This is a genomic window from Cellulomonas sp. P4_B5_2, from assembly GCF_056402235.1.
The window spans coordinates 16663-39904 of the sequence record NZ_JBFUHU010000002.1 but is presented as its reverse complement, the minus strand read 5'-3'; the positions used below and the strand labels follow the sequence as shown (position 1 = coordinate 39904).

General features: G+C 73.8%; 20 protein-coding genes. 13 read left to right on the top strand and 7 right to left on the bottom strand.

Going from position 1 to position 23242, the window contains the following annotated elements; genetic code table 11:
• The 5 genes from lhgO to AC1DUQ_RS00275 form a co-directional block, all read left to right on the top strand.
• The coding region (gene lhgO / locus AC1DUQ_RS00295; RefSeq protein WP_477073239.1) for an L-2-hydroxyglutarate oxidase at positions 1-1098 on the top strand (1098 nt) is incomplete at its 5' end.
• Positions 1099-1269: 171 nt separating this feature from the next.
• The gene (locus tag AC1DUQ_RS00290; protein WP_477073238.1) at positions 1270-1965 is read left to right on the top strand and encodes a hypothetical protein; all 696 of its coding nucleotides are present in this window, start codon (positions 1270-1272) and stop codon (positions 1963-1965) included.
• Positions 1966-1971: 6 nt separating this feature from the next.
• Positions 1972-3357, top strand: coding sequence for an MFS transporter (locus AC1DUQ_RS00285; RefSeq protein WP_477060203.1), 1386 nt, complete (start codon positions 1972-1974; stop codon positions 3355-3357).
• Positions 3354-4376, top strand: coding sequence for a TolB-like translocation protein (locus AC1DUQ_RS00280; RefSeq protein WP_477060202.1), 1023 nt, complete (start codon positions 3354-3356; stop codon positions 4374-4376). The genes AC1DUQ_RS00285 and AC1DUQ_RS00280 overlap by 4 nt, the downstream gene beginning before the upstream one ends.
• Complete coding sequence (locus AC1DUQ_RS00275; protein WP_477073237.1) at positions 4373-5530, top strand: glycosyltransferase family 4 protein; 1158 nt, start codon at positions 4373-4375, stop codon at positions 5528-5530. The genes AC1DUQ_RS00280 and AC1DUQ_RS00275 overlap by 4 nt, the downstream gene beginning before the upstream one ends.
• Before the next feature lie 7 nt (positions 5531-5537).
• On the opposite strand, the gene AC1DUQ_RS00270 is transcribed toward AC1DUQ_RS00275, so the two are convergent.
• Entirely contained in the window at positions 5538-6386 is an 849-nt protein-coding gene (locus tag AC1DUQ_RS00270) for a hypothetical protein (RefSeq protein ID WP_477060200.1), read from the bottom strand.
• Between the two features lie 193 nt (positions 6387-6579).
• Between AC1DUQ_RS00270 and AC1DUQ_RS00265 the strand changes: the two genes are divergently transcribed.
• Complete coding sequence (locus AC1DUQ_RS00265) at positions 6580-7527, top strand: hypothetical protein (protein ID WP_477060199.1); 948 nt, start codon at positions 6580-6582, stop codon at positions 7525-7527.
• Positions 7520-8962, top strand: coding sequence for an O-antigen ligase family protein (locus tag AC1DUQ_RS00260; protein WP_477073236.1), 1443 nt, complete (start codon positions 7520-7522; stop codon positions 8960-8962). The genes AC1DUQ_RS00265 and AC1DUQ_RS00260 overlap by 8 nt, the downstream gene beginning before the upstream one ends.
• A gap of 10 nt (positions 8963-8972) precedes the next feature.
• Here the strand turns inward: AC1DUQ_RS00260 and AC1DUQ_RS00255 are convergent, their stop codons facing one another.
• The 5 genes from AC1DUQ_RS00255 to AC1DUQ_RS00235 are packed head-to-tail and all read right to left on the bottom strand — an operon-like array spanning position 8973 to position 14261.
• Positions 8973-10292, bottom strand: coding sequence for a glycosyltransferase family 4 protein (locus AC1DUQ_RS00255; RefSeq protein ID WP_477073235.1), 1320 nt, complete (start codon positions 10290-10292; stop codon positions 8973-8975).
• Positions 10292-10552, bottom strand: a complete 261-nt coding sequence (locus AC1DUQ_RS00250; protein WP_477060196.1) for an acyl carrier protein — start codon at positions 10550-10552, stop codon at positions 10292-10294. Before AC1DUQ_RS00250 ends, AC1DUQ_RS00255 begins: the two co-directional genes overlap by 1 nt.
• Positions 10553-10571: 19 nt before the next feature.
• Positions 10572-11798 (bottom strand): pyridoxal-dependent decarboxylase, exosortase A system-associated, encoded by a 1227-nt coding sequence (locus tag AC1DUQ_RS00245; RefSeq protein WP_477060195.1) that lies wholly within the window; start codon positions 11796-11798, stop codon positions 10572-10574.
• On the bottom strand, positions 11795-13357 hold the full coding sequence (locus tag AC1DUQ_RS00240) for an acyl-CoA ligase (AMP-forming), exosortase A system-associated (protein ID WP_477060194.1): 1563 nt from the start codon (positions 13355-13357) through the stop codon (positions 11795-11797). Before AC1DUQ_RS00240 ends, AC1DUQ_RS00245 begins: the two co-directional genes overlap by 4 nt.
• Before the next feature lie 52 nt (positions 13358-13409).
• On the bottom strand, positions 13410-14261 hold the full coding sequence (locus tag AC1DUQ_RS00235; RefSeq protein WP_477060193.1) for a hypothetical protein: 852 nt from the start codon (positions 14259-14261) through the stop codon (positions 13410-13412).
• 450 nt (positions 14262-14711) lie between these two features.
• Here AC1DUQ_RS00235 and AC1DUQ_RS00230 point away from each other — a divergent pair, with 450 nt between their 5' ends.
• The 3 genes from AC1DUQ_RS00230 to AC1DUQ_RS00220 all read left to right on the top strand — a co-directional run bounded on the left by AC1DUQ_RS00230 (position 14712) and on the right by AC1DUQ_RS00220 (position 17878).
• Positions 14712-16232 (top strand): DUF4082 domain-containing protein, encoded by a 1521-nt coding sequence (locus tag AC1DUQ_RS00230; protein WP_477073234.1) that lies wholly within the window; start codon positions 14712-14714, stop codon positions 16230-16232.
• A gap of 120 nt (positions 16233-16352) precedes the next feature.
• A complete protein-coding gene (locus AC1DUQ_RS00225) occupies positions 16353-17213 on the top strand; it encodes a glycosyltransferase family 2 protein (RefSeq protein ID WP_477060191.1) in 861 nt (286 codons plus the stop codon).
• Positions 17213-17878 carry a polysaccharide deacetylase family protein gene (locus AC1DUQ_RS00220; RefSeq protein WP_477060190.1) on the top strand — a complete coding sequence of 222 codons (666 nt, stop codon included), beginning with the start codon at positions 17213-17215 and terminating at the stop codon, positions 17876-17878. The genes AC1DUQ_RS00225 and AC1DUQ_RS00220 overlap by 1 nt, the downstream gene beginning before the upstream one ends.
• Here the strand turns inward: AC1DUQ_RS00220 and AC1DUQ_RS00215 are convergent.
• Positions 17862-18815: a glycosyltransferase family 2 protein gene (locus AC1DUQ_RS00215; protein WP_477073233.1), complete on the bottom strand. Its 954-nt coding sequence runs from the start codon at positions 18813-18815 to the stop codon at positions 17862-17864. The two genes, AC1DUQ_RS00220 and AC1DUQ_RS00215, sit on opposite strands and share 17 nt — an antisense overlap.
• 208 nt (positions 18816-19023) lie before the next feature.
• Between AC1DUQ_RS00215 and AC1DUQ_RS00210 the strand changes: the two genes are divergently transcribed.
• The 3 genes from AC1DUQ_RS00210 to AC1DUQ_RS00200 are packed head-to-tail and all read left to right on the top strand — an operon-like array spanning position 19024 to position 23238.
• Complete coding sequence (locus tag AC1DUQ_RS00210; RefSeq protein WP_477060188.1) at positions 19024-20271, top strand: hypothetical protein; 1248 nt, start codon at positions 19024-19026, stop codon at positions 20269-20271.
• A gap of 10 nt (positions 20272-20281) precedes the next feature.
• The gene (locus tag AC1DUQ_RS00205; RefSeq protein WP_477073232.1) at positions 20282-21706 is read left to right on the top strand and encodes a glycosyltransferase family 4 protein; all 1425 of its coding nucleotides are present in this window, start codon (positions 20282-20284) and stop codon (positions 21704-21706) included.
• On the top strand, positions 21703-23238 hold the full coding sequence (locus tag AC1DUQ_RS00200; RefSeq protein ID WP_477073231.1) for an oligosaccharide flippase family protein: 1536 nt from the start codon (positions 21703-21705) through the stop codon (positions 23236-23238). Before AC1DUQ_RS00205 ends, AC1DUQ_RS00200 begins: the two co-directional genes overlap by 4 nt.
• Positions 23239-23242 lie beyond the last annotated feature (4 nt).

Here is a 23242-nt window from a genome sequence, read left to right as displayed (position 1 = left end):
GAGCCGGCCGTCGCCGTGCACCAGACCGGCCGGAACTCGGGGGTCATGCACTCCGGCCTCTACTACCCGCCGGGCAGCCTCAAGGCGCGCATGTCGGTGGCCGGCCAGCGCAGCATGACCGACTACGCCCGCGAGCACGGGGTCGACGTCGAGATCACCGGCAAGCTCGTGGTCGCGACCGCGCCCGACCAGGTGCCCGGCCTGCACCGGCTCGCCGAGCGCGCCCGGGCCAACGGGGTCCCCGCCCAGCTGGTGGGGAAGGCCGGCGCCCGCGAGCGCGAGCCGCACGTCGAGTGCGTCGACGCGCTGTGGGTGGAGAGCACGGGGATCGTCGACTACACCGGCATCTGCCGGGCGCTCGCCGCGGAGGTGTCCGACGGGGGCGGTGTGGTGCTGCTCGGCGCCTCGGTCGCCGGGGCGACCGAGACCGAGGACCGGGTGCACCTGCGGATCGAGCGGGGTGACGCGTTCTCCGAGCTGCGGGCGGACGCCGTGGTGGCCTGTGCCGGCCTGCACGCCGACCGCGTCGCGCGGGCGTGCGGCCTCGAGCCGAGCGCGCGGATCGTGCCGTTCCGCGGCGAGTACTTCGAGCTGTCCGCCACCGCCGCCGAGCTGGTCAACGGGCTCGTCTACCCGGTGCCCGACCCGCGCTTCCCGTTCCTCGGCGTGCACCTCACGCGGATGATCGGCGGCGGCGTGCACGCGGGCCCGAACGCCGTGCTCGCCCTGGCCCGTGAGGGCTACTCGTGGCGGGAGGTGAACGTCCGCGACGCGGCCGACGCCCTGACCTGGCCCGGCCTGTGGCGGATGGGCGCGCGCAACCTCGTGCCGGGCGCGCGCGAGGTTGTCCGGTCGCTGTCCCGGCGCGCGTTCGCGCACAGCCTGGCGCAGCTGGTGCCCGCGATCGTCCCGGACGACCTCGTCCCCTCGCCCGCCGGGGTGCGCGCGCAGGCCGTGGCACGCGACGGACGGCTGGTCGACGACTTCCTGCTGCAGCGCACCGCGCGGCAGGTGCACGTGCTCAACGCCCCCTCACCGGCGGCGACGTGCGCGCTGGAGATCGCCGACCACGTGGTGGACGAGCTCGCCGTCGCCTGACGCACCCTCTGGACCGAACGTGTGACGGCACCCTTCTGACCCGGGTGAAAAGGGTCGCGCACGGTCGGAACCGGGTCTCTGCGTCGGTACCGTGAGCACCTTCCACCTGTCCGCTTTCTGGCGCTTTGGTCGGTCGTCGATCCGCTGGACCCCACCCTGCCGAGGTCGCCGATGTCCACCCCGCACAGCCCGTCCCGGGCCACCGCCGCAGCCGCCGGTCGCGGCCGCGCGCTGGTGCTCGCGGCCGTGCTCGTGCTGGGCACGACGGCGGGGTGCACCTCACCGAGGTCGGAGCCGGACGCCACCGCCTCGCCGTCGTCGAGCGCCACCCGCGACCGCGCCGGTGCCACCGCCACGGACCGACCCTCGGACGACCCCTCCGCCCCCGACTCGGCGAGCACGGGGACTCCGGGGAGCGGCGGTGCGGAGGTGCTCGCGGGCGAGATCCTGCCGTCGCAGCCGCCCGGTCCGTCCGGGCTGCCCGACACCACGGCACCGGGTCCGTCGCTGACGGGACCGCTGCCCGCGACCGGCGCGGCGAACGGCGCCGTCGTGAAGGGCTTCCCCACCGGGGTCGTCCCGATCCTCGACGGGCTCACCGTCGTCTCCAGCTCGGTGTCCGCGTCCGACGACCGGCTGCAGGTCGGGCTCCAGGCGAGCAGCGACTCCGCGCCCACCGACGTCCAGGCCGCGTACGTCGCCGCCCTCAGCGCCGCCGGCTTCACCGTCGAAGACTCCCCCGCCCTGCCCGGCTCCCTCGCCACGTCCTTCACCCGCGGGCCCGACGCCCTGGTGCTCACCGTGCGCGACCGCCTCGGCGGCGGCACCGAGCTCTCCGTCGCCGGCGCGCTGACGACGGCCGGGTGACGCGCGGTGTACCTGTCCCTGCGCGACCGTCCCGCCCGCTCCGACGCCGCGTCACCCGAAGAGGCGCGCGCGGTCAGGGCCGCCAAGCGCGGTCGGGTCTCGTCGGTGGTCATCACGCTCGGCGTGGTGAGCATGCTCACCGACATCTCGTCGGAGTCGGTCGCCGCCGTCCTGCCCCTGTACCTGACCACCGCCCTGGGTCTCTCGACGCTCGCGTACGGCTTCGTCGACGGCCTCATGCAGGGCGCCAGCGCACTGGTCCGGATCGCGGGCGGCTGGGCGGCGGACAGGGGCGACCACCCCAAGTGGGTCGCGGTCGTCGGGTACGGGCTGTCGGCGGTCACCCGGGGAGTGCTCCTGGTCGCCAGCAGCTTCGCGGCGGTGACGGCGATCGTCGCGATCGACCGCGTCGGCAAGGGGATCCGCACCGCGCCGCGCGACGCGATGATCACCGCCTCGTCGGACCCGCGCACGCTCGGTCGGTCGTTCGGGGTGCACCGCACGCTCGACACGATCGGTGCCGCCCTCGGACCGCTCCTCGCGTTCGTCGTCCTGTGGGCCATCCCCGACGGCTACCAGACCGTGTTCGTCATCTCGTTCGGCTGCGCCGTCATCGGGCTCGCCGCCCTGGTCCTGCTGGTGCCCGACCTGCGCCCGCGCCGGGCGGCCTGGCTCACGCAGCACCGGTCCCGCGAGGCCCGCAAGCTGCCGAAGTGCAAGGGCTGCACCTGCGACATCCCCGGGCTCGAGCCGGCCGGCCGGCCGTTCAGCTGGTCGTTCCTCACCGAGCCGGGGCTGCGGCGGATCTTCGTCATGGCCGGCATCCTCGCGCTGCTCACCGTGGGTGACGGCTTCATCTACCTGTCCCTGCAGGCCCGCGACGGGTTCGCGACGCAGTGGTTCCCGCTGCTGTACGTGGGCACCAACCTGGCCTACATGTCGCTCGCCATCCCCGTCGGTCGGCTGGCGGACCGGGTCGGCCGGGCGCGGGTGTTCGTGTGGGGTCATGCCGCGCTGGTGGTCGCCTACGTGTGCGCCGGCGTCGCGACCGCCTCGGCCGTGACCACCGTGGCGGCCCTGCTCCTGCTCGGGCTCTTCTACGCCGCGACGGACGGGGTGCTCGCCGCGCTCGTCGGGCGCCGGGCCGCCCCGAACGCCCGGGCGTCCGCGATCGGCACCGCCCAGACCGTGGTGGCCGTGGCCCGCATGGCCTCGTCCGCACTCTTCGGCCTGCTCTGGTACACCGTGGGCCGCGGACCGGCGATCCTCTCCGTCGCGGTCCTGCTCGCGTGCGCCGTGCCGGTCGCGTGGTACGTCGTCCGCGGGCTCGACGCGGCGCCCCAGGACGCCGACGCGGGACCCGAGCTCGTCGACGCCGAGGACGGCCGGTGAGGCGTGTGCCGCCGCGCGTGGCGATCCTCGTCGCCGTCACGGTCGTCGTCCTGGTCGGCGTGGGCGCCTACGCCGTCGCCGCCTGGCGCGCCAACCAGGCCGCGATCGAGTCCGCGCCCGCCGTCGAGTCGACCGACCTGGACGCCGTGCTCGCCGCGCCGCACATCGTGTTCCGCTCGACGCTGCCCGGCAACGAGTACGGCCTGGTCTCGGCGGTGCCCCTCGACGACCCCGGCGGCGCACGCGCGTTCACGGACGTCGCCTGCGACCGCGTGGACGTCGCCGGCCCTGTCGCCTCGTGCCTGCGCACGATCGCCGGCATCGCCACCCGGTGGGAGGCCGAGGTGCTCGACACCGACTGGCAGCCCGTCGAGACGTGGGGCCTGCCGGGCATCCCCAGCCGCACGCGCCTGTCCGACGACGGCACCCTGGTCGCGACGACCTCGTTCGTCACCGGCCACTCCTACGCGACGGTCGGGTTTTCGACCCTCACCGAGATCCACCGCGCCGACGGCACCTCGCTGGGCAACGTGGAGGACTTCGCGCTGACGGTCGACGGAGCCCCGTTCACCGCCGCGGACCGCAACATCTGGGGCGTGACGTTCGTCGACGACGACGAGTTCTACGCGACCGCCGCCTCGCAGTCCGTCGGCACCACCTGGCTGGTGCGCGGCTCCGTCGAGGACCGGACCCTCACGTCCCTGCGCACCGACGCCGAGTGCCCGTCGATCTCCCCGGACCGCACGCAGGTGGCCTACAAGAAGGTGGTCGACACCGTCGGAGGGCAGCCCGTCTGGTCGCTCGCCGTGCTGGACCTGGCCGACGGCACCGAGACGTTGCTGCCGGCCACCCGCGGGGTCGACGACCAGGCCGCGTGGCTCGACGACGACACCCTCCTGTACGGCCTGCCGCGGGCGGACCTGCCCGGCACCACCGACGTGTGGGCGGTGGACACGACGCCCGACGCGACCCCTGCCGTCCTCATCCCCGGGGCGTGGTCGCCGGCGGTGGTGGAGTGATCGCGGCGGGGGGCGAGGTGCGGTGCCTGGTGTACGCGCCGTACTCGTTCAGCGGACGCGGACCGGCGGAGAGCTGTGCGCAGATCGCCGGTGGGATGGCGGCCGCCGGCGTCCGCACCGAGGTCCACGCGGGCCGCAGCAGGACCGCGCTCCCCGAGGGGGTGACGGTGCGCACCCCCGTCCCGCCGGTGACCAGCCGGCTCCCGTGGCGCCGGGTCGAGCGGCCCGCGCTGCGCCTGCTCGACCGCCGGTTCCGCCGCACCGTGGACGCGGCGGACCCCGGGTCGACCGTCGCCCACTTCTGGCCCGGCACACCCGGTGCCGCCGTCGAGGCCGCACGCGACCGGGGCATCGTCACGGTGCGCGAGATGATCAACTCGGCCTGCGCGACCTCCGGACCCCTCCTGGACCGGGCCTACGCCCGGTTGGGCATGCCCCCCACGCACGCGGTGACCCGGGACGTCATCGAGGGCGAGACGGCCGAGCTGCGGCTCTACGACTACTACTTCGCGTCGAACCCGGAGGTCGAGAAGTCCCTCCTCGCGCTCGACGTCCGGCCCGAGCAGATCCTGCGGACGTCGTTCGGCTGGCGACCCGAGCGGTTCGCGCTCGGTGCCCCGGTCGAGCGGGGGCCGGGGTTCCGGGCCGTGTTCGTCGGCCGGATCGGCGTGCGCAAGGGAGTGCCCGAGCTGCTGGAGGCCTGGGCGTCCCTGGACGTCGAGGGCGAGCTGGTCCTCGTCGGCGCCGTCGACGACGAGATCCGTGACCTCGTCGACGCGCACGCGCGGTCGGGCCGCGTCCGGCTGGCCGGCTACGTCGACAACCCCGCAGTGCTGTACTCCGGGTCCGACGTCTTCGTCTTCCCCACCTGGGAGGAGGGCGGGCCGCAGGTGACCTACGAGGCGGCCGCCTGCGGCCTCCCGGTCGTCACGACGCCGATGGGTGCCGCCCGCCTGGTCGAGCAGGGGCGCACGGGTGTGGTGGTCGAGCCCGGCTCCGCGCCCCAGATCGCTGCTGCGCTCCGGCTGCTGGCCGAGGACGCCGAGACCCGGCGCGCGTACGGAGCGGCCGCGCGTGCGGCCGCCGACCGGTTCACGTACGGCCGGGTGGGCGCTCAGCGCGCAGAGCTGCTCCGCGGGGTGCTCGGCGGCTAGTCCCCGCTCACTGGTCGGCGCCCGGGCGGCGGCGGTCGATGTTCGCCGCCGGTCCGGACGCGACCACCTTGGCGTCGTTCGGCGCCAGGTCCTGCGGCGGAGCCGGTCGCTTCCCACGCGGCGGCGGTCCTCCCGGCTGGGCGCGTCGCCGGCCCGCCCCCGGCGCCGACCGGCGTCCGTGCCGGGGTCCTGCTGCTGCGCTCGGCGCCGCGGGGACCACCCCCGACCACGGCTGGCGGGCCGAGCGCGGCTCGAGGATCTGGATCGCGGCGAGCACCCCGACCCCCACCAGCACCCAGATCATCGCGAGCGCGCGGACCTTGCTGCCGTGCATGTAGGAGATCGACGGGGTAGCCGGCACGACCGCCGTGGTGATCAGGTCCGACGGTGCGACGCCCTCCTGCAGCCCCGCGAGCTCGGCGTCGATGCGCTCGATGAGCTCCGCCCGACGCACCCGGACAGCGTCGGCCGTGGGGCCGCTCACCTGGATGTCGAGCACCTGGCGGGGGTACACGCGGGACCACTGCCCGCCGTGGTCCGGCAGCTTGACCTGCCACCCGTCGAGGATGCCCTGGCCGACGATCGTCGCCGCCGGGTCGGCCATCTGGTTCCACGTCGCGTTCCCGTTCACGCGCTTCGCGACGGCACCGGCGGCGATGATGAGATCGCTCGAGGTGGTCCGCAGGGCGTTGGGGTTGATCGCGCTGGTGGGCGCCAGGAACGTGACCTCCGCGTGGGACCAGTACGCGCCCTCGGCGGTGACGGCGACGTAGCTGGCGAGCACGCCGATGAGGACAGCGCCGAGAAGCACGTACCACCGGCGGACGAGCGCTTGGAGCGCGTCCCAGATCGTCATCGCCCGCCACCTCCTGCCACCTCGTCGAGTCTGGCATGCAGACCCGGGCGGACCGCTCGGCGACCGGATGAAGATATCGTGACGAATCGGACATGATTCCGAGTGCCTGTGCCACCAGCGCGGGACCCGGCACTAACCTCGAAGGACCGCCGCCAGCCCGTCCGCTCGCGGGTCGATCTGGACAGGAGCAGCCATGGAGTTCACCGCTGTCGCTGCTGCACTGCTGCGGCGGTGGTACGTCGTGCTCGTGGGTCTCGCCATGACCGTGGGACTCGTGTACGTCGCCAACGACGCCGTCCCGCCGACGTACAGCGCGACCGGCAGCGTGCTCCTCCTGCCGCCCGGCGCGTCCCTCGAGGACGGCTCGAACCCCCTGCTCCAGCTGGGCGGGCTCGAGCAGCCCGCGGCGCTGGTCGTCGCGTACCTCGCGGGTGACGAGGCCCGTCAGGTGTTCGCGAAGGACTTCCCGAACACCACCTATGACATCGTGCTCGACCCGCTGTCCCGCGGCCCGCTGGTCCTGATCACCGTGGAGGACCCCTCGAAGGACGACGTGATGGAGGCCCTGAACTCGGTCCTCGCCACGCTGCCCGAGGCCCTGTCCATGCTGCAGGACCAGGTCGACGCCCCGGCCGACTCGCGGGTCACCTCGATGCCGCTGTCGGTCGACAGGGAGCCCACCACCGAGCGCGGCGACTCCCTGCGCGCGCTCATCGCCGCGGCGGGGTTCGCCCTGGTGCTCACGCTCGTCGGTGCGATCGCCTTCGACGCGCTGGCAGCCCGGCGACGTGAGCGCCGCCGTGCGACGGTGCGCGCCGACGAGCCCGAGGCACCCGCCGCCGCGGCCGTCGAGACGGAGCCCGTCGAGGCGACCGCCCCCGAGGACGCCGCGCCCGACGTGACGCCCGTCGTGGTCCCCGAGCTCGTCCCCGACGTCCCCGAGGTCGCCCCGGAGCCGGCGCCGGGCCAGGCGGAGCGCGGGGCGCTGTCGGACGCCGCCAAGACCTGGCCCGCCGGCGTCCCGCACATCGAGTCGCGCGACTTCGCCCGGTCGGAGGAGCAGTACGGCTCCGAGTGGCCGCCGCGGGCGCTGGACGGGCCGTCCCGCGACGACGAGTCGCGCGTCGCGCGTCGTGGATAGCTCGACCGTCTCGACCGTCACGACCGCGCGGTCGCGCGACGCCCTGCGCACGACCGGCGTCCTCACGTGGCTGACCGTCTACCTCGTCCTGCTGTTCGGCATCCCGTCGCGGCTGGTGTTCCACCCGCTGGGCAGCGCCGGCGCACCCTCGACGCTGTTCGGGCTCGCGAGCGCCCTCGTGTGGTTCCTCGCGCAGCTCTGGCGCTCGGCGAGCGTGGCCGGCCCTCGTCGACCGGTCCGGATCGCGCTCACGTACTTCCTGGTCACCGTCGGGATCAGCTACGTCGCGGCGATGACGCGGCCGATCGACTCCGACGAGGTCAGCCCGGCCGACGTCGCGGTGCTCGTGGTCATCTCCTGGTCCGGCGCGCTGCTGACGGCGCACGACGGCCTGACCAAGCTGCGGGACGTCGAGGTGCTGGTGCGCCGGTTCGCCTTCATCGGCGGGCTGATGGCCCTGGTGGGGCTCGCCCAGTACGTGACCAAGCAGCCGCTGGTCGACCGCATCGCCATCCCGGGCCTGACCGCGGTGAGCGATGTCAGCGCGGMCTTCCGCAACGGTCTGGTGCGCATCTCGGGGACGGCGACCAGCCCGATCGAGTTCGGCGCGCTCCTGTCGATCCTCCTGCCCCTCGCCCTGCACGGGGCGCTCCACCCCGCCGGGCGCGGGTTCGTGCGGCGCTGGTTCCCGGTCGCGACGATCTCGCTGGCCCTGGCCCTGTCGATGTCCCGCTCGGCGTACATCGGCCTCGCGGTCTGCATGCTCGTGCTCCTGGTGGGCTGGCCGCCTGCCCTGCGCTGGCGGGTGGGCGGGTCGTTCGTCCTCGTCGCCGGCGTGCTCGCGGCCGGCGTCCCCCGCCTCTTCAGCTCGGTCCGCGGCATGTTCAGCGGGGTGAAGGACGACCCGAGCATCACGTCACGGACCGACAGCTACGCGGTCGCCTGGCAGTTCTTCACCGACGCGCCCTGGTTCGGTCGCGGCCTCGGCACCTTCCTGCCCAAGTACCGGATCTTCGACAACAACTACCTCGGCCTGCTGGTCAGCGCCGGGATCGTCGGGACGGTCGCGTTCCTCGCCATCCCGGTCACCGCGATCGTCGTCCTGGTGCGCCGTCGGCGCCGGTGGGCGGACCCGCAGTCACGCGACCTCGCGCTCTYCCTCGTCGCGGGGATCCTGGCCGGTGCGGTCTCGCTCGCCTTCTTCGACGGGTTCGGGTTCCCGATGACGATGGGGACGCTGTTCCTGGCGCTCGGCATCGCGGGGGCGCTGATCCGGCTGCATCCGAGCGACCGCGACACGGGCCGACCACCGCCGGCGGTGGACGTGGAGCCGGCACCCGCCCTGCCCGCCCCGCCGCCCGCGGTCACGCCACCTACCGAGCCGCTCGACACGCGCCGAGCCCGGCGTGTGGGCTCGGCCGACGCACCGCGCTGACGGCTCCGGCTCAGCGCGCGGGGCCCCGGGACCGGACGAACGACTCGAGCTCGCCGGGCGTCTCGAGGTCGATGTACGCGCGTCCCCACGGGTCTGCGGGGTCGGGCGCGGGGTCGTCCGACGGGACCCTCGAGCGGAACCCGAGCAGGCCGTCGAACACCCCGAGGTACCGGCGCCGCTGCGGACGCCAGTCGAGCTCCGCGACGGCACGCTCGCGCGCGGCCAGCGACAGGGCGACCCGCCGGTCCTCGTCGTCCAGGAGCTCCTCGACCGCGTCCGCGAAGGCGCCGACGTCCCCCGACGGCACGATGACGCCGGTGTCGCCCGCTGAGAAGCGGGTCTCGGTGAGGTCGAACGAGATGGCCGGCACGGCGTAGGCCATGTACTCCATGGTCTTGTTCATGGTCGACGCGTCGTTCAGCGGGGTGTTGCGGTCCGGCCCGACCCCGATGCTCGCCGCGCTCAGGTAGTCGCCGATCTCCCGCGGACCGACCCGGCCGGTGAACTCCACCACGTCGTCGAGCCCGAGCGCGGTGCACTGACGGCGCAGGTCCTCGAGGGTGTCCCCGAAGCCGAGCAGCGCCGCGCGCACGTCACGACGCCCGCGCACGCGGACCAGCTCGTCCATGACCTCGAGCACCACGTGCACGTCGTCCTGCGGGCCCATGATCCCGAGGTAGGCCAGGAGGTGCCCGCCGCGCGCGCGATCCGACTCGGGCACCACCGGCCGCATCCTGCGGGTGTCCGGGCCGCTGCGCAYGACCTCGGTGTGCTCACGCGGCACCCCGCCGCGCTCCAGGGCGACGCGGCGGTACGACTCGTTGGTCGAGATGACCCGGTGCGCCGCCCGGAACGTGCGGCGCTCGAGCCAGAGCAGCCCGGCGTACTGCGCGCGCGCCCCGGCCGAGCGCGGCTCACCGAATCGCGACCGGAACAGCTCGGGGTTGAGGTCGTGGTGGTCGAACACGAAGCGCACCCCGGCGACGCGCCACAGGAGGGCCAGGAGCCAGTAGGTGTCCGGCGGGTTGCACGCCTGGATGACGTCGAACCCGCGCTCGCGCCGCACCACCACCGACAGCCWCGCGGTGCGCAGCCACGAGTACGCGAACTCGACGACGAACCCGAGCAGGCCGTTCGCCTCGGGCGCCGGGCGGTACTTGTAGATGCCGACCCCGTCGAGCACCTGCCGGGCGGGATCGTCCGGCCCCTTCGGGCAGATGACGCTCACCTCGTAGCCCGCGGCGGTCAGGGCCTGGGCCTCCAGCCACACCCTCCGGTCCAGCGGGACCGGCAGGTTCTGGACGATGATCAGGACGCGTGGCGGGCGCATCAGGCCGACGGGAGCTTGCCCTCGACGAACTGCGCGAGCGCGCCCAGGGTCTCGAAGATCTCGCCGGAGAACTCCTCGTCGTCGATCGTGATGCCGAAGTGCGACTCGAGGTTGGTGACCACCTCGAGCACGCCGAGGGAGTCGAGCTCGGGCACGGCGCCGAAGAGCGGGCTGGTCGCGGTCAGGGTCGCGGCCCGGTCCTCGATGCCGAGGGTGGTGACGACGATGCCCTTGACACCCTCGAGTGTTGCGTCGGTCATGAGGCTCCTTGGTGGTGGGTCAGACGAGGATCTCGACGGGTGCGGGGTGGCCCAGGAACGCCGTCGGGCTGGCTGTCAGGCCGTACGCGCCGGCCTGGAAGACGACGACGAGGTCGCCGACGTCGGCCCGCGGCAGCTCGACGCGGTCGCCGAGCAGGTCGAGAGGGGTGCAGAGGCAGCCGACGACGGTCGCGGTCTCCTCCGGCTCGGCCGAGATCCGCTCCCCGACCGCAAGCGGATAGTTGCGGCGGATCACCTGGCCCAGGTTGCCGGACGCGGCGAGCTGGTGGTGCATCCCGCCGTCGACCACGAGGTACGTGCTGCCGCGCGACACCTTCCTGTCGACGACCCGCGTGACGTAGACGCCGGCCTCGGCGACGAGGTAGCGGCCGAGCTCGATGACGAACTCGGCGTCCGGGAGCGCCGGCGCGAGCCGCGTCTCCACGAGCTCGGTCAGGTGGGCGGCGACCGCGACGACGTCCAGCGGCTGGTCGGTCGGGAAGTACGGGACGCCGAACCCACCGCCGAGGTTGACGTACCGGACCGGCTGCGGCGCGTCGGCGCTCAGGGCCAGCACCAGCTCGACCGTGCGCGTCTGCGCCTGCATGAGGAGGTCCGCCGAGAGGTTCTGCGACCCCGCGAAGACGTGGAACCCGACCAGGTCGACTCCCGCCGCGTCGAGCTCGCGCAGGAGGTCGGGCACCTGCTCGGCGTCGACGCCGAACTGCTGCGGACCCCCACCCATCCGCATCCCGGAGCCGCGGACGGCGAAGTCGGGGTTGACGCGCACAGCGACGCGCGGTCGCACGCCCAGCTCGGCGCCGGCGGCGACGACGCGGCGCGCCTCACCCTCCGACTCGATCTCGATCGTGACGCCCGACGCGACCGCCTGCTCGAGCTCCGCGGTGGTCTTGCCCGGGCCGGCGAAGCTCACGCGGGACGGGTCGGTCCCGGTATCCAGGGCCACCCGCATCTCGTAGGCGCTCGCGACGTCGAGCGAGTCGACCAGAGAGGCGAGCAGATGCACGACGGCGGGCATGGGGTTGGCCTTGACGGCGTAGCCGAGGCTCAGCTTCTCGGGGAGCACCGAGCGCAGCAGGGCGACGCGCTCCTCGATGAGCTTGCGGTCGTACGCGAAGAAGGGGGTCGAGCCGACGCGGCGCGCGAGCCGGTCCACGCCGATCCCGCCCACGGTCAGCACGCCGTCGACCTCGCCGAACGAGGTCACGGTGGTCGAGGCCGTCACGACGCGTACTCCGCCCGGACGCGCGGTCGGTCGTACTTGCCGTTCGGCGACCGGGGTACCGAGTCCCGGACCACGATCTCGGCGGGGACCATGAACGTCGGCAGCGCGCTGCGCAGGGCGGCGAGGAGGGTCGCCGGATCGAGCGTCGCGCCCGCCGGCGGGGCCACGACCAGCACGATCCGCTGCCCGAGCCGGTCATCCTCCACGCCGAAGGCGACCGCGTCGACGGCGAGCTCGGTGCGCAGCGCCGCCTCCTCCACCTCCGACGGGCTGACCCGGTAGCCGGACGTCTTGATCATCTCGTCGGCACGCCCGACGAAGTAGAGGAAGCCGTCCTCGTCGGACACGACCGTGTCTCCCGACCACACCGCGAGCTCCGGCAGCCGGTGCCCGGTGGTGGGCCCGGGGACCGGGCGGAACCGCTGAGCGGTGCGCTCCGGGTCGCCCCAGTACCCGAGCGAGACGAGGGCGCCACGGTGCACGAGCTCGCCGGGCTCCCCCGGGTCGCAGCGGGTGCCGTCGGGCCGGACCACGAGGATCTCCGCGTTCGGGATCGCCTTGCCGATCGAGTCCGGCCGACGGTCCACCTCGGCGGGATCCAGGTAGGTCGACCGGAACGCCTCGGTCAGCCCGTACATCAGGTACGGGCGCGCGTCCGGGAACAGGGCGCGCAGCTTGTCCAGGACCGTCTTCGGCATCCGGCCCCCGGTGTTCGCGAAGTACCGCAGCGACTCGCGCGCCTCCGCCGACCAGTCGAGGCCGGCGATCTGGATCCACAGCGGTGGCACGCAGGTCAGCCCGGTCACCTTCCACCTCGCGCACGCGCGGGCCACGTCGGCGGGGACGAGGTAGTTGAGCAGCACGACGTGCGCGCCGACGGCGAGGGCCGTGGTCACCTGCGACAGACCCGCGTCGAAGCTGAGCGGCAGGACGGAGAGGATGACGTCGTCGGCGGTGTTCTCGAGGTACTGGCTGACGCTCTGCGCCCCCACCACGAGGTTGCGATGGCTGAGGACGACGCCCTTCGGCAGGCCGGTGCTGCCGGACGTGTAGAGGATGGCCGCGACGTCGAGGTCCACCCCGGAGGCCAGCGGCTCGACCGTCGCCCCGCTCAGGAGCGAGTCCCAGCCGTGCACCGCGATCCCGTCGGGCGCCGCCCCGGGCTCGTCGACCACGACGACGTGCTCCAGGGCGGGGCACTGCGCGAGCACGTCCGTGAGGAGGTCGAGGCGCGCGGCCGACGTGACCAGGACGCGAGCGCCCGAGTCGGTCAGGATGTGCCCGACCTGCGCGGGCTTGAGCAACGGGTTCACGGGCACGAACGCACCACCGGCGACCGACGTCCCGAGGAACGCCGTGACGGTCTCGGGGCGCTTCTCCAGGAACACGGCGACGCGGTCCTCCCGCGCCAGGCCGAGACCGGCGAGCGCGGAGCCGCAGCGACGTGCGGCGGCCCACAGGTCCGCGTAGGTCAGCGTGTCGTTCTTGAACGAGAGCGCGGGTGCGTGTCCGGCCAGCTGGGACCGTGCCGCGAGGAGTTCGTGCCAGACCGTGACCACGGCGTCAGCGTAACGACCGCTCCTGCCCGGATTCGGGGCACAAGGGGTGAAGTCACCACGGCACGGAGGTGATCTCGCTGTAGAGGTCGTCGATGTCGCCGGCCTCGACGTCGGCCCCGCGGAACAGCTTCGGCCGCCCCGTGACCGTGCGCGACAACCCGACCGGGCCGCCGACGATCCGCCGCTCGGCGAGCAGGACCGGCATGCCACGGACCAGCAGGTGCGCGCCGAGGCGGCCTACCCCGCGCAGGAACAGGGCGGTGTCGCCGACGTGCACCAGCGCGGCGAACAGCGGCAGCCGCTTGCGGCGCACCCGCCGGTACATCACGTAGCAGGGCCGGTCGTCGACCAGCAGGACGACGTGCCGCACGGCCGCGGCGCCCACGTGGTCACGGAAGATCTCGGCGTCGCGCCCCGTGAGCAGCGCGGCGATGCGCCGCTCGTCGGTGACGACCTTCACCCGCGCTCGCCAGAGGGGGAGGTTCGGGCGGACGTCCGTCGTCGTGTCGAGCCTCTGGAACCCCAGCCGCAGGTCGATCGGCACCACCGACCCGCTGGGCGAGAGGTCGGTGAACACCTCGGCGCCGCTGGACAGCAGGGCGCGCAGCAGCCGGAGGCCCTGCGCTCCGTACCCGTCGAGGACGCACCAGGCCGCGAGGTTGCAGACGCGTCTCTCCCGGCCGGCGACCACACGCTCCGAGAAGAAGGCGGCGTAGACGCCGACCAGGACGCCGTCGGCCCGCAGGCAGTAGCCGTGGGTGGTCTCGGCCGTGCGCCAGGAGGGCACGAGCGCACGCGCCCACTCGTCCGCCGACAGCCCCTGGTTGAGGTTCTCGTGCAGGAAGCGAGCGATCTCGGGGAGGGAGTCGTCGTCGACCGGGCTGAGGCGCACGGGGGTCGTCACGGTCGTGCAGCCTGCCATGACGTGCCTCGCGTGTCACCGCGCCCGCGCCGCCGCAGACCGTCACACGTCCGGGTGAGGCTTGTCCGAAGATGCCCGGTTTCATGGGGCAACCGGTGCAGTTCGTCTCAGATAGTGAGACAAAGTCCATAACGAGTTTTGTTGGACGTTCTTCCAGTTCAGCCCAAGATCAGGGGTTTACACCCATTGCTCCATCCGGGTGAAGGTTTGTCGGTAAGTTCACCCATGCGAGCATGAGGGCCGCTTCGTTATCCAACAGTGACAAAACGGCGCCCCTCCGCACGGAGGCATGAGATATCGGCCCACCCGGGTCTCTCGCGGCGCCGCGATGGTAGGGAGACACACCTCGTGAATCGATCGAGCACGCACAGAGCGCCCATGCGGCGCGCGCCCTTGGCGCGAGTCATCGCGACCGTCGCAGCAGCAGCGGTCGTGGGGGTCACTCTCAGCATCGCCAGCTCCGGGGCCACCCTGACCCCGGCCCAGGCTGCGGCCGCGATCGAGCCCAAGGTCACCGTGTGGGGCGACTCCGTCCCCGCCGGCGGCACCGTCGACGCCGACCAGGACAGCGTCGAGCTCGGCACCCCGTTCACCCCCGCGAAGGACGGCGTCGTCCTCGGTGTCCGGTTCTACAAGACCCCCGAGAACTCCGGCGCCCACGTCGGCAACCTCTGGGACGCCTCCGGGAAGCGCCTCGCGTCGGTCACGTTCAGCGCCGAGACCTCGCGCGGCTGGCAGACCGCCTACTTCGACCAGCCCGTGAAGCTGAAGGCCGGCTCCGGCTACGTCGCCTCGTACCTCGCCCCGAAGGGCCGCTACCTCCAGACGCAGCAGTTCTGGTCCGGCTCGCAGACCGACCTCCTGTCGGTCCCGCGCGGCAGCTCGGGCGTCTACTCGTACGGCAAGTCCAGCTCGTTCCCGAAGCAGACCTGGAACCGCAGCCAGTACTGGGTCGACCCGGTGTTCGCGCCGTCGACCGGCTCGGGCAGCACGCCGACGGCATCGCCGACCACGAGCCCCACCGCGACCCCCACCAAGACGCCGACCCCGACGCCCACCGTCACGCCGACGCCCACCCCGACGGCCACGGCGACCCCGACGCCCACGCCGACGGCCACCTCGACGCCCACGCCGACCCCGACGCCGACGGCCACCCCGACGCCGACCCCGCCGCCGGCCACGGGTGCCTACCCGAGCGCGTCGACCACCGGTGTCCCCGCGGGCGTCGCCCTGACGCCGTACACGGGCCCGTCCCGCATCACGCAGCCGGGCACGGTCATCGACTCCAAGCTGATCACCACGCCGCTGGTCATCACCGCCACGGCGAGCGACGTCGTCATCCGTAACTCGGTCGTCCGTGCGAGCGGCTTCTGGCTCGTCCTGAACGACGAGGGCGCGAAGAACCTCCAGATCGTCGACACGGAGCTCGACGGCAACGGCAACACGAACAACGACGCCGCTGTCGCCGGACGCAACTACACGCTCACCCGCGTGAACATCCACGGCACGATCGACGGCCTCAAGATCGGCGACAACGTCACCGTGCAGGACTCGTACATCCACGACCTGCTCATGACGTCCGACTCGCACAACGACGGCATCCAGTCGCTCGGGTCCGACAACGTCAAGCTCGTGCACAACACGATCCTGGTGGCCAAGGGCTCGACGTCCGCGATCATCCTGTCCACCGGCTCGGCCGACTCGATGAAGAACATCCTCATCGACCGCAACCTGATGGGCGGCGGCGCGTACACCGTGTACGGCGGCTACCAGCAGGGCACCGACGTGCTGTCCCGGGTGAACAACGTGGTCATCTCGAACAACCACATCACGACGACGATCTTCCCCAACGGCGGCGCCTACGGACCGTTCTCGTCCGTCAACGCCCCCGCCGTGACCCTCTCGGGGAACGTGTGGCACGACGGCCCCAAGGCCGGCCAGCCCGTCGGCTGACCCCAGCACGCAGGGCATGACCCGCACCGGACGTGATCCCGTAGTCTCGGGCTCGCGTCCGGTGCGGCTCTGTCTCCCCGCCTGACGGTCCGTACCGGCAGGACGAGGAGGAGCGGCCCGATGACCAGCGTGATCATCGCCGCGTACAACGAGGCGGCGGTCATCGGTCGCAACCTCGACCGGCTCCTGGCGGGGACGGCACCCGGCGAGCTCGAGGTGATCGTGGTGGCCAACGGGTGCGTCGACCAGACGGTCGCCGAGGCGAGCGCCCGCGACGTCCACGTGCTCGACCTCCCGGCACCCGGCAAGGCGGCCGCCCTCAACGCCGGGGACGCGGTCGCGACGAGCACCCCCCGGGTCTACCTCGACGCCGACATCGCCGCGACGCCCGCCACGGTCCGCGCCCTCGCCGCCGCGCTCGAGCAGCCCGGCCCGGACGGCGCCCCGGCCCCGCTCGCGGCGGTCCCCGACCGGCACCTCGTCCTGACCGGCCGCCCCCTCGCGGTCCGCTGCTACTACGCGATCCAGTCACGGCTGCCGGCGGCGCAGACAGGCCTCTACGGCCGAGGGATGATCGCGCTGTCCGCCGCCGGCCGGTCCCGCTTCGCGCGGTTCCCGGACCTCCAGGCCGACGACCTCTTCCTCGACTCCCTCTTCTCCGCCCAGGAGCGGGTGGTGGTGAGGTCGGTGGCCACCGAGGTCGAGACGCCCCGCAGGACGCGCGACCTCGTCGCCCGGCTGACCCGCGTGCGCCGCGGGAACGTCGCCCTGCGCGCCCGCGCGGCCGCGGAGGGCCGGGCCGGGGTGCGCCCGTCCAGCCGCACCAGCTGGTTGTCGGACGTCGTCCTGCGTCGCCCGTGGCTCGCGCCCGCAGGCGTCGTCTACGCGGTGCTCACCCTCGTCGCCGACCGCCGCGCACGCCGGGGCGGGGACCAGTGGGAGCTCGACGCGTCGTCGCGCCTGGCAGGGGGCACGCGCTGATGGGCCGCCGGGACGTGCGCAACATCTGCTTCCACGGCATCGGGACGCCGGGCCGGACGATCGACGACGACGAGGCCCGGTACTGGATCACCGCGGACGAGTACCTGCGGATCCTCGACGAGATCGCGACGTGGCCGTCGACGGTGATCTCGTTCGACGACGGCAACGCCTCGGACGTGGAGCTCGGCCTGCCCGGGCTGGTCGAGCGCGGTCTGACCGCCACGTTCTTCGTCCTCGCAGGCCGGCTGGACACCGCCGGGAGCGTGACGACCCCGCAGGTCGCCGAGCTCGGTGCCGCGGGGATGCGGGTCGGGTCGCACGGCATGGACCACGTGTCGTGGCGGGCCATGTCCCCCGCCGTCCGCCACCGCGAGCTCGTCGAGGCCCGCGACGTGATCGCGGCCGTCGCGGGCGACGTCACGGAGGCCGCCCTGCCGCGAGGTCAGTACGACCGCGCGACGCTGCGCTCGCTGCGGCAGCTGGGGTACACGGCCGTGCACACCTCCGACCGGCGCCTCGCGACGGCCGGCGCGTGGCTCCAGCCGCGGTTCAGCGTGACGCGCGACGACACTCCGCAGACCCTGGCCCGAGCGGCGCTCGTCCCCCCGCCGGTCCATCGCCGTGCGGCCCTCGAGCTCAAGGGACTGCTCAAGCGCTGGCGGTGACCGGCGCGATGCTGTGCGGGCCCGGCGTCTCACGCAGGTAGCGCGGGCTGAGCAGTCCGCGCAGCGCCGCCCGGCTCGTCTGCTTGCCGAGCAGTGCGCGGCTGCCCTCGCGGCCCACCAGCACCACCCAGAAGGCGGCGGTGGCGACCGGACCGTGCCGACGGCTGTACAGCCGGAGCCGGTTGGCCACCAGCAGCCGCCACAGCGCGGGGTTGCCGGCCGAGCCCCCCTCGRGGTGCACGGCGTGCGCGGTCGGGACGAACCACGTGGGGTACCCCGCGTCACGGGCGCGCAGGGCGAAGTCGGTCTCCTCGGAGTACAGGAAGTACGACTCGTCCCACGGGCCCACGGCGTCCCAGCACGCGGCGGAGACGAGCTGCGTGGACCCCTCCGCCCAGTCGGTGGGCGACTCGGCCTCGTAGTCGCGCGGGTCGGTGATCACCTCACCCAGGTCGGCGACCGAACCCGCGCGCTCCGCGCCGAGCACGGCGTCCGCCACGGCCCGCCGCAGGGTGGGTTCGCGGCGTCGGGACGAGATGAGCTTGCCGCGGGCGTCGTCGAGCCTCGGGACGGCGATCCCAGCACCGGTGCGACCGAGGGCGGCGACGAGCTCGGGGACGCAGCCCGGGCCCAGCCGGACGTCCGGGTTGAGCACGAGGACGGCGGACCGGTCCGGCACCTGTGCGGCACCCAGGTTGATCCCGGCCGCGTACCCCCCATTGCGGCCGGACCGCACCACCACGGCGTCCGGCGCGAGCTCCCCGACCACCTCGACCGTGCCGTCGCTCGAGCCGTTGTCGACCACGACGAGGGTCCAGTCGAGGGGTCCCAGCCCGGCCGGGAGCGACTCCAGCAAGCCCGGCACGACGTCCGCGCTGTTGTACGTCACGACGACGACCGCCACCCGACCGGGGGCGCCGCGCGGATCAGCAGGCACCGTGGTCATCCTCGGGTCGACGGGCTGGAGCGGGCTGCGGGCATCGTTGCACGCGACCCGATCGAGCCGCATCACCCGTCCGCGCGCGGGCCCGGCGGATGCTCGCCACCACCCGGGTGAACCTCGCCGCCAGGTGTCCAACCTGCCCCTTTCGTCCCCTATCGTCGACACGTCGATGCGACGCACGAGCGCTCGGGGGGAGGTCACGATGCCAGGCACGCAGCCGCGCCGCACACCGGTGTCCATCGTCTGCGTCTTCAACGACCTCGACGTCCGCACGACGTGCCTCGACGCCTCGATCACCGCGGGGATGCCGGACGCCCCGGACACCGAGTACCTCCCCGTCGACAACCGCGAGGGCCGTTTCAGCTCCGCCGGGGCGGCGCTCAACGACGGGGCCCGCCGCGCGCGGCACGACGTCGTCGTCTTCGTCCACCAGGACGTCTACCTGCACTCCCTCGTCGCGCTGGAGGTCGCCGCGGCCGCGCTGCAGGACGACCCGGACGCGGGCCTGGTCGGCGCCGTGGGCATCACGTCGTCCGGCTCGGTCGCCGGCGTCGTGCGCGACCGCGTCGTGATGATCGGGGCGGCCTCGTCACCGTCGGTCCAGGTGGACAGCGTCGACGAGGTCCTGTTCCTGATCGAGCGCGAGCGTGTGCTCGCGGAGCCGCTCAGCGAGCACCCCGACCTGGCGTGGCACGCCTACGCGGTCGAGTACGGCGCGCGCGTCCGCAGCCAGGGACTGCGCGTGCGGACCGACGACGTCGTCCTGACGCACAACAGCATGACCACGAACCTCGACCGGCTCGCCGAGGCGCACGCGCGCGTGGGGCAGGCGTACCCGGACCTGCTCCCCCTGCGGACCACGTGCGGCGTCGTGCGCGCCGCGCAGCACCGCGGCCGGTGGAGCACCGCGTGGCGCCGCCGGCACGGGGTCGCCACCTGGCTCCGGGAGTCCCTCGCCGCGGCACGGCTCGCCCGGCTCGACGGCCGTGGCATCCGGGACGTCGTGATCGGCGACATCCGGCTGACCGTGGACGACGTGCTGGACCTCGGCGACGTCGGGCACCTCGACGTCGTGAACCTGCTCCCGAGCCGCGCGGACGCGCAGCCGTGGACCCCGGTGTCGGTCTCGCGTCGAGGCCGCGACGTCTCCGCGGCCGCCATGACCGTCGACGAGCTCGCCCGGTCGGTCGTCGCGCCCGAGCCCGGCCGGGCGCTCCTCGTCGCCGGCGTCGACGAGGGCGCGCTGCGCGCACTGGCCCCCGCCCTGCGCACCGTCCCGCACCTCGTCGGGCTGGCCCAGGACACCGGCGCCTGGATCCTGGTCGGCTCGGCCGTCGACCAGGTCCGCGCACCCTGGCCGACGCGCCGCAACGCGCCCTTCGGGCTGCGCCCCCGTCCTGCCACCGCCCCGGAGAGCTCCGCAGGTGCACCCGCGGAGCTCGCCCGGTAGCGGGGTCCCGATGTCGGTGCACGAGTCGATGCCGCGCCCGGTTCGCGGTGCCGCCGGGCGTGCCGCAGCCCGCGTCGCCGCCGGTGCGCTCGGTGTCGCCGTCGGGCTCGTCGACCTCACGTCCCCCGGTCTGCGCTACGGCTACGTCCACCCGCTCGCGCGCGCACTCCTGCGCCGTCCGCTGGTCTCGCTGCCCGCGGTCGACGGCGCCGCGTTCTGCCCGCTGCCGACCGGCGACGCCGCGCGCGAGACCGACCTGCGCTGCGGGCTCGTCGCCGACTCCCTCGACGTGGGCGGGATCGGACGCGTCGTCGAGATGCTGGCCGAGGGGCTCGCGGCGGAAGGGATCGAGCCGGTCGTCGTGTGCCCGGCCGAGGGGCTGCGGACCGCACGGCTCCGGGAGCTCGGCATCGAGGTGATCGTCGCTGCCGACGCCCGGTCGGCGGTGCAGGCCCTGGCGGCGGCGCGGCTCGACGTCGTCCAGGTGCACAGCGCACCCGACCACCTGGTCGCCGCGGCCGACGCGGCAGGGGCGCCCCTGGTGCCGGTCCTGCACAACACGGAGATCCACTACTCGCCCGAGAAGTGGCGGAGCACCGCGGAGCTGTTCGACCGGGCCGACTCGGTGATCGCGGTCAGCGCGCTCGTCCGCCAGTTCCACGTGGAGCGCGTGCCCGCGAGCGCCGGCGAGAAGATCGTCGTCGTCGCCAACGGGGCCATGGCGCTGCCCGCCGCGACCGAGCAGGTGCGGGCCGCGGCCCGCGCCGCGCTGGAAGGAACGCTCGGCACGTCGCTGACCGGCGAGGTGGTGTTCGCGTGCCTCGCGCGGTACGACGCGCAGAAAAACATCGCCGGGACGGTCGCCTCGTTCCTGGCCGCGGCGCACGGTGCGCGCGCGCACCTCGTGGTGGCCGGCGACCCGTCGGACTGGCTCGAGTACCGCCGCGCCGACGCGATCCGGCGCAGCCACCCGCACGGCGACCGCGTGCACCTGCTGGGCACCTCCGACGCCGCCACCCTGCTGTGCGCCGCCGACGCGTTCGTCCTCGACTCGTTCTTCGAGGGCTGGCCCCTGGCCGCCACGGAGGCGGTCTCTGCCGGGCTGCCGCTCGTCATCAGCGAGGCCGGCGGCGCAGCGGAGCTCGTGGCACGCGCGGCTCCCGGGTCGACGCTGGTCAGCAACGCGAGCGGTGCGGCGGCGGCGGTCACCGACCGGCGGGCGTCCGCGGCGCGCCGGCGGGCCACCCGGCAGTCGAACGCGGCGGAGATCGCGGCCGCCGTGGCGCACGTCGCCGAGACCGTCCGGGTGCAGGGCCGCTCGACGCCGCCTGCCGACGACAGCTTCGCCGCCATGGTCGCCGGGCACGCCGGTGTCGCCCGTGCCGCGGTCGCCCGCCGTGCCGACGCCGCGCCGCACGACAGGGCGGCGCGATGACCGCGGACCAGGGGCAGGTCGCTCCGMCCGCGCCCGAGGGCGACCAGCCGTCGAGCAGCCTCGGCCGTGCGGCCGCGTCCGGCGCGGCCTGGCTGACCGCGCAGAAGTGGATCGTCCGCCTCTCCGGGCTGGTGACGATCGCGGTCCTGGCCCGCATGGTCACGCCGGAGGAGTTCGGCGTCGTCGCGGTGGCCTCGGCGGTCATCCCCTTCGTCCTCCTGCTCTCCGACCTCGGCCTGTCCACCTACCTGGTGCAGGCCGACGACCCCGACGAACGCATGCTGAGCACGGGGTTCTGGTTCTCGCTCGTCGCGGCCTTCGTCATCGGCGGAGCCCTGTTCGCCTGCGTGCCGCTGGTGGTCACGGTGCTGGACGCACCCGAGGCCGGACCAGTCCTGCGCGTGCTGCTCGCGTCCGTCCCCCTGGTGGTCGTGGCCGCCGTGCCGACCGCGCTGCTGCGGCGCCGGATGGCGTTCCGCAGGCTCGCGATCCAGGGCACGGCCGCCGCCGCGCTCGCGCAGGTGGTCGCGGTCGTGATCGCCCTGGCGGGCGGTGGGGTGTGGGCCCTCGTCGCGCAGGCGATCACCACCACGCTGGTGACCACGACCGCCGCGTGGCTCGCGGCCGGCTGGCGACCGACCCGGTCGTTCTCGCGCAGCGAGTTCGGCACCATGGCGCGGTTCGGCTACAAGGTCGTCGGCGTCGAGCTGGTCGCCGTGCTGCGGAACTGGGCGGAGACGGCGATCATCGCGGTGTCGCTGGGGACGGCCGCGCTCGGGTACCTCACGATCGCGCAGCGGCTCGTGCAGGTGGCCCAGGAGCTGGGCGGGTCCGCGGTCGCCCCCGTCTCCGTGGTCGTGCTCGCCCGCGTGCGCGACGTGCCCGAGCGGCTCCGCCAGGCGTACCGGCGCGCGTCCTCGTTGACCTACGGCGCCGTGACTCCCGTCCTCGTCTTCGTCGCGGTCGCTGCCCCGGTCGTCATCCCGCTCCTGTTCGGGGCTCAGTGGGACGAGAGCGTGCCGGTGACCCGCGGCCTCGCGGTGGCAGGGATCCTGACCATCGGCGCCCTGCTCGACCACGGCCTGTTCTACGCGCTGGGCCGCGCCGGCAAGTGGTTCGTGTACGCCACGATCACCGACGTCATCACCGTCGCGGCGACCGCCCTGGTGGTCTCCCAGGGCCTCACCGCGGTCGCGTGGGCGTTCGTCGGCGTCGCGGTGGCCGCGACCGCGGCGCGCTGGGTGCTGGTGTCGAAGGAGATCGGGACGACCGTCGGCGAGCTCGCCCGGTCGTTCGGGTCGGTCGCGGTGTGCGCGCTCGTCTCCGGCGGCGCCGGCCTGCTCGTCCTCATGCTGGTGCCGGGTCCGCTGGTGGTCCGCACCGCGCTCGTCGGCGTCACGGTCCTCGCGACCCACCTGCTGCTGCTGCGGCTCGTGCTGCGGGACACCTACCGGGACGCGCTGGTGCTCGCTCCCCTGCCGTCGGCGGTGCGCGGTCGTCTGCAGCGGTTCTCGAGGCTCGAGACCACCTGAGCCG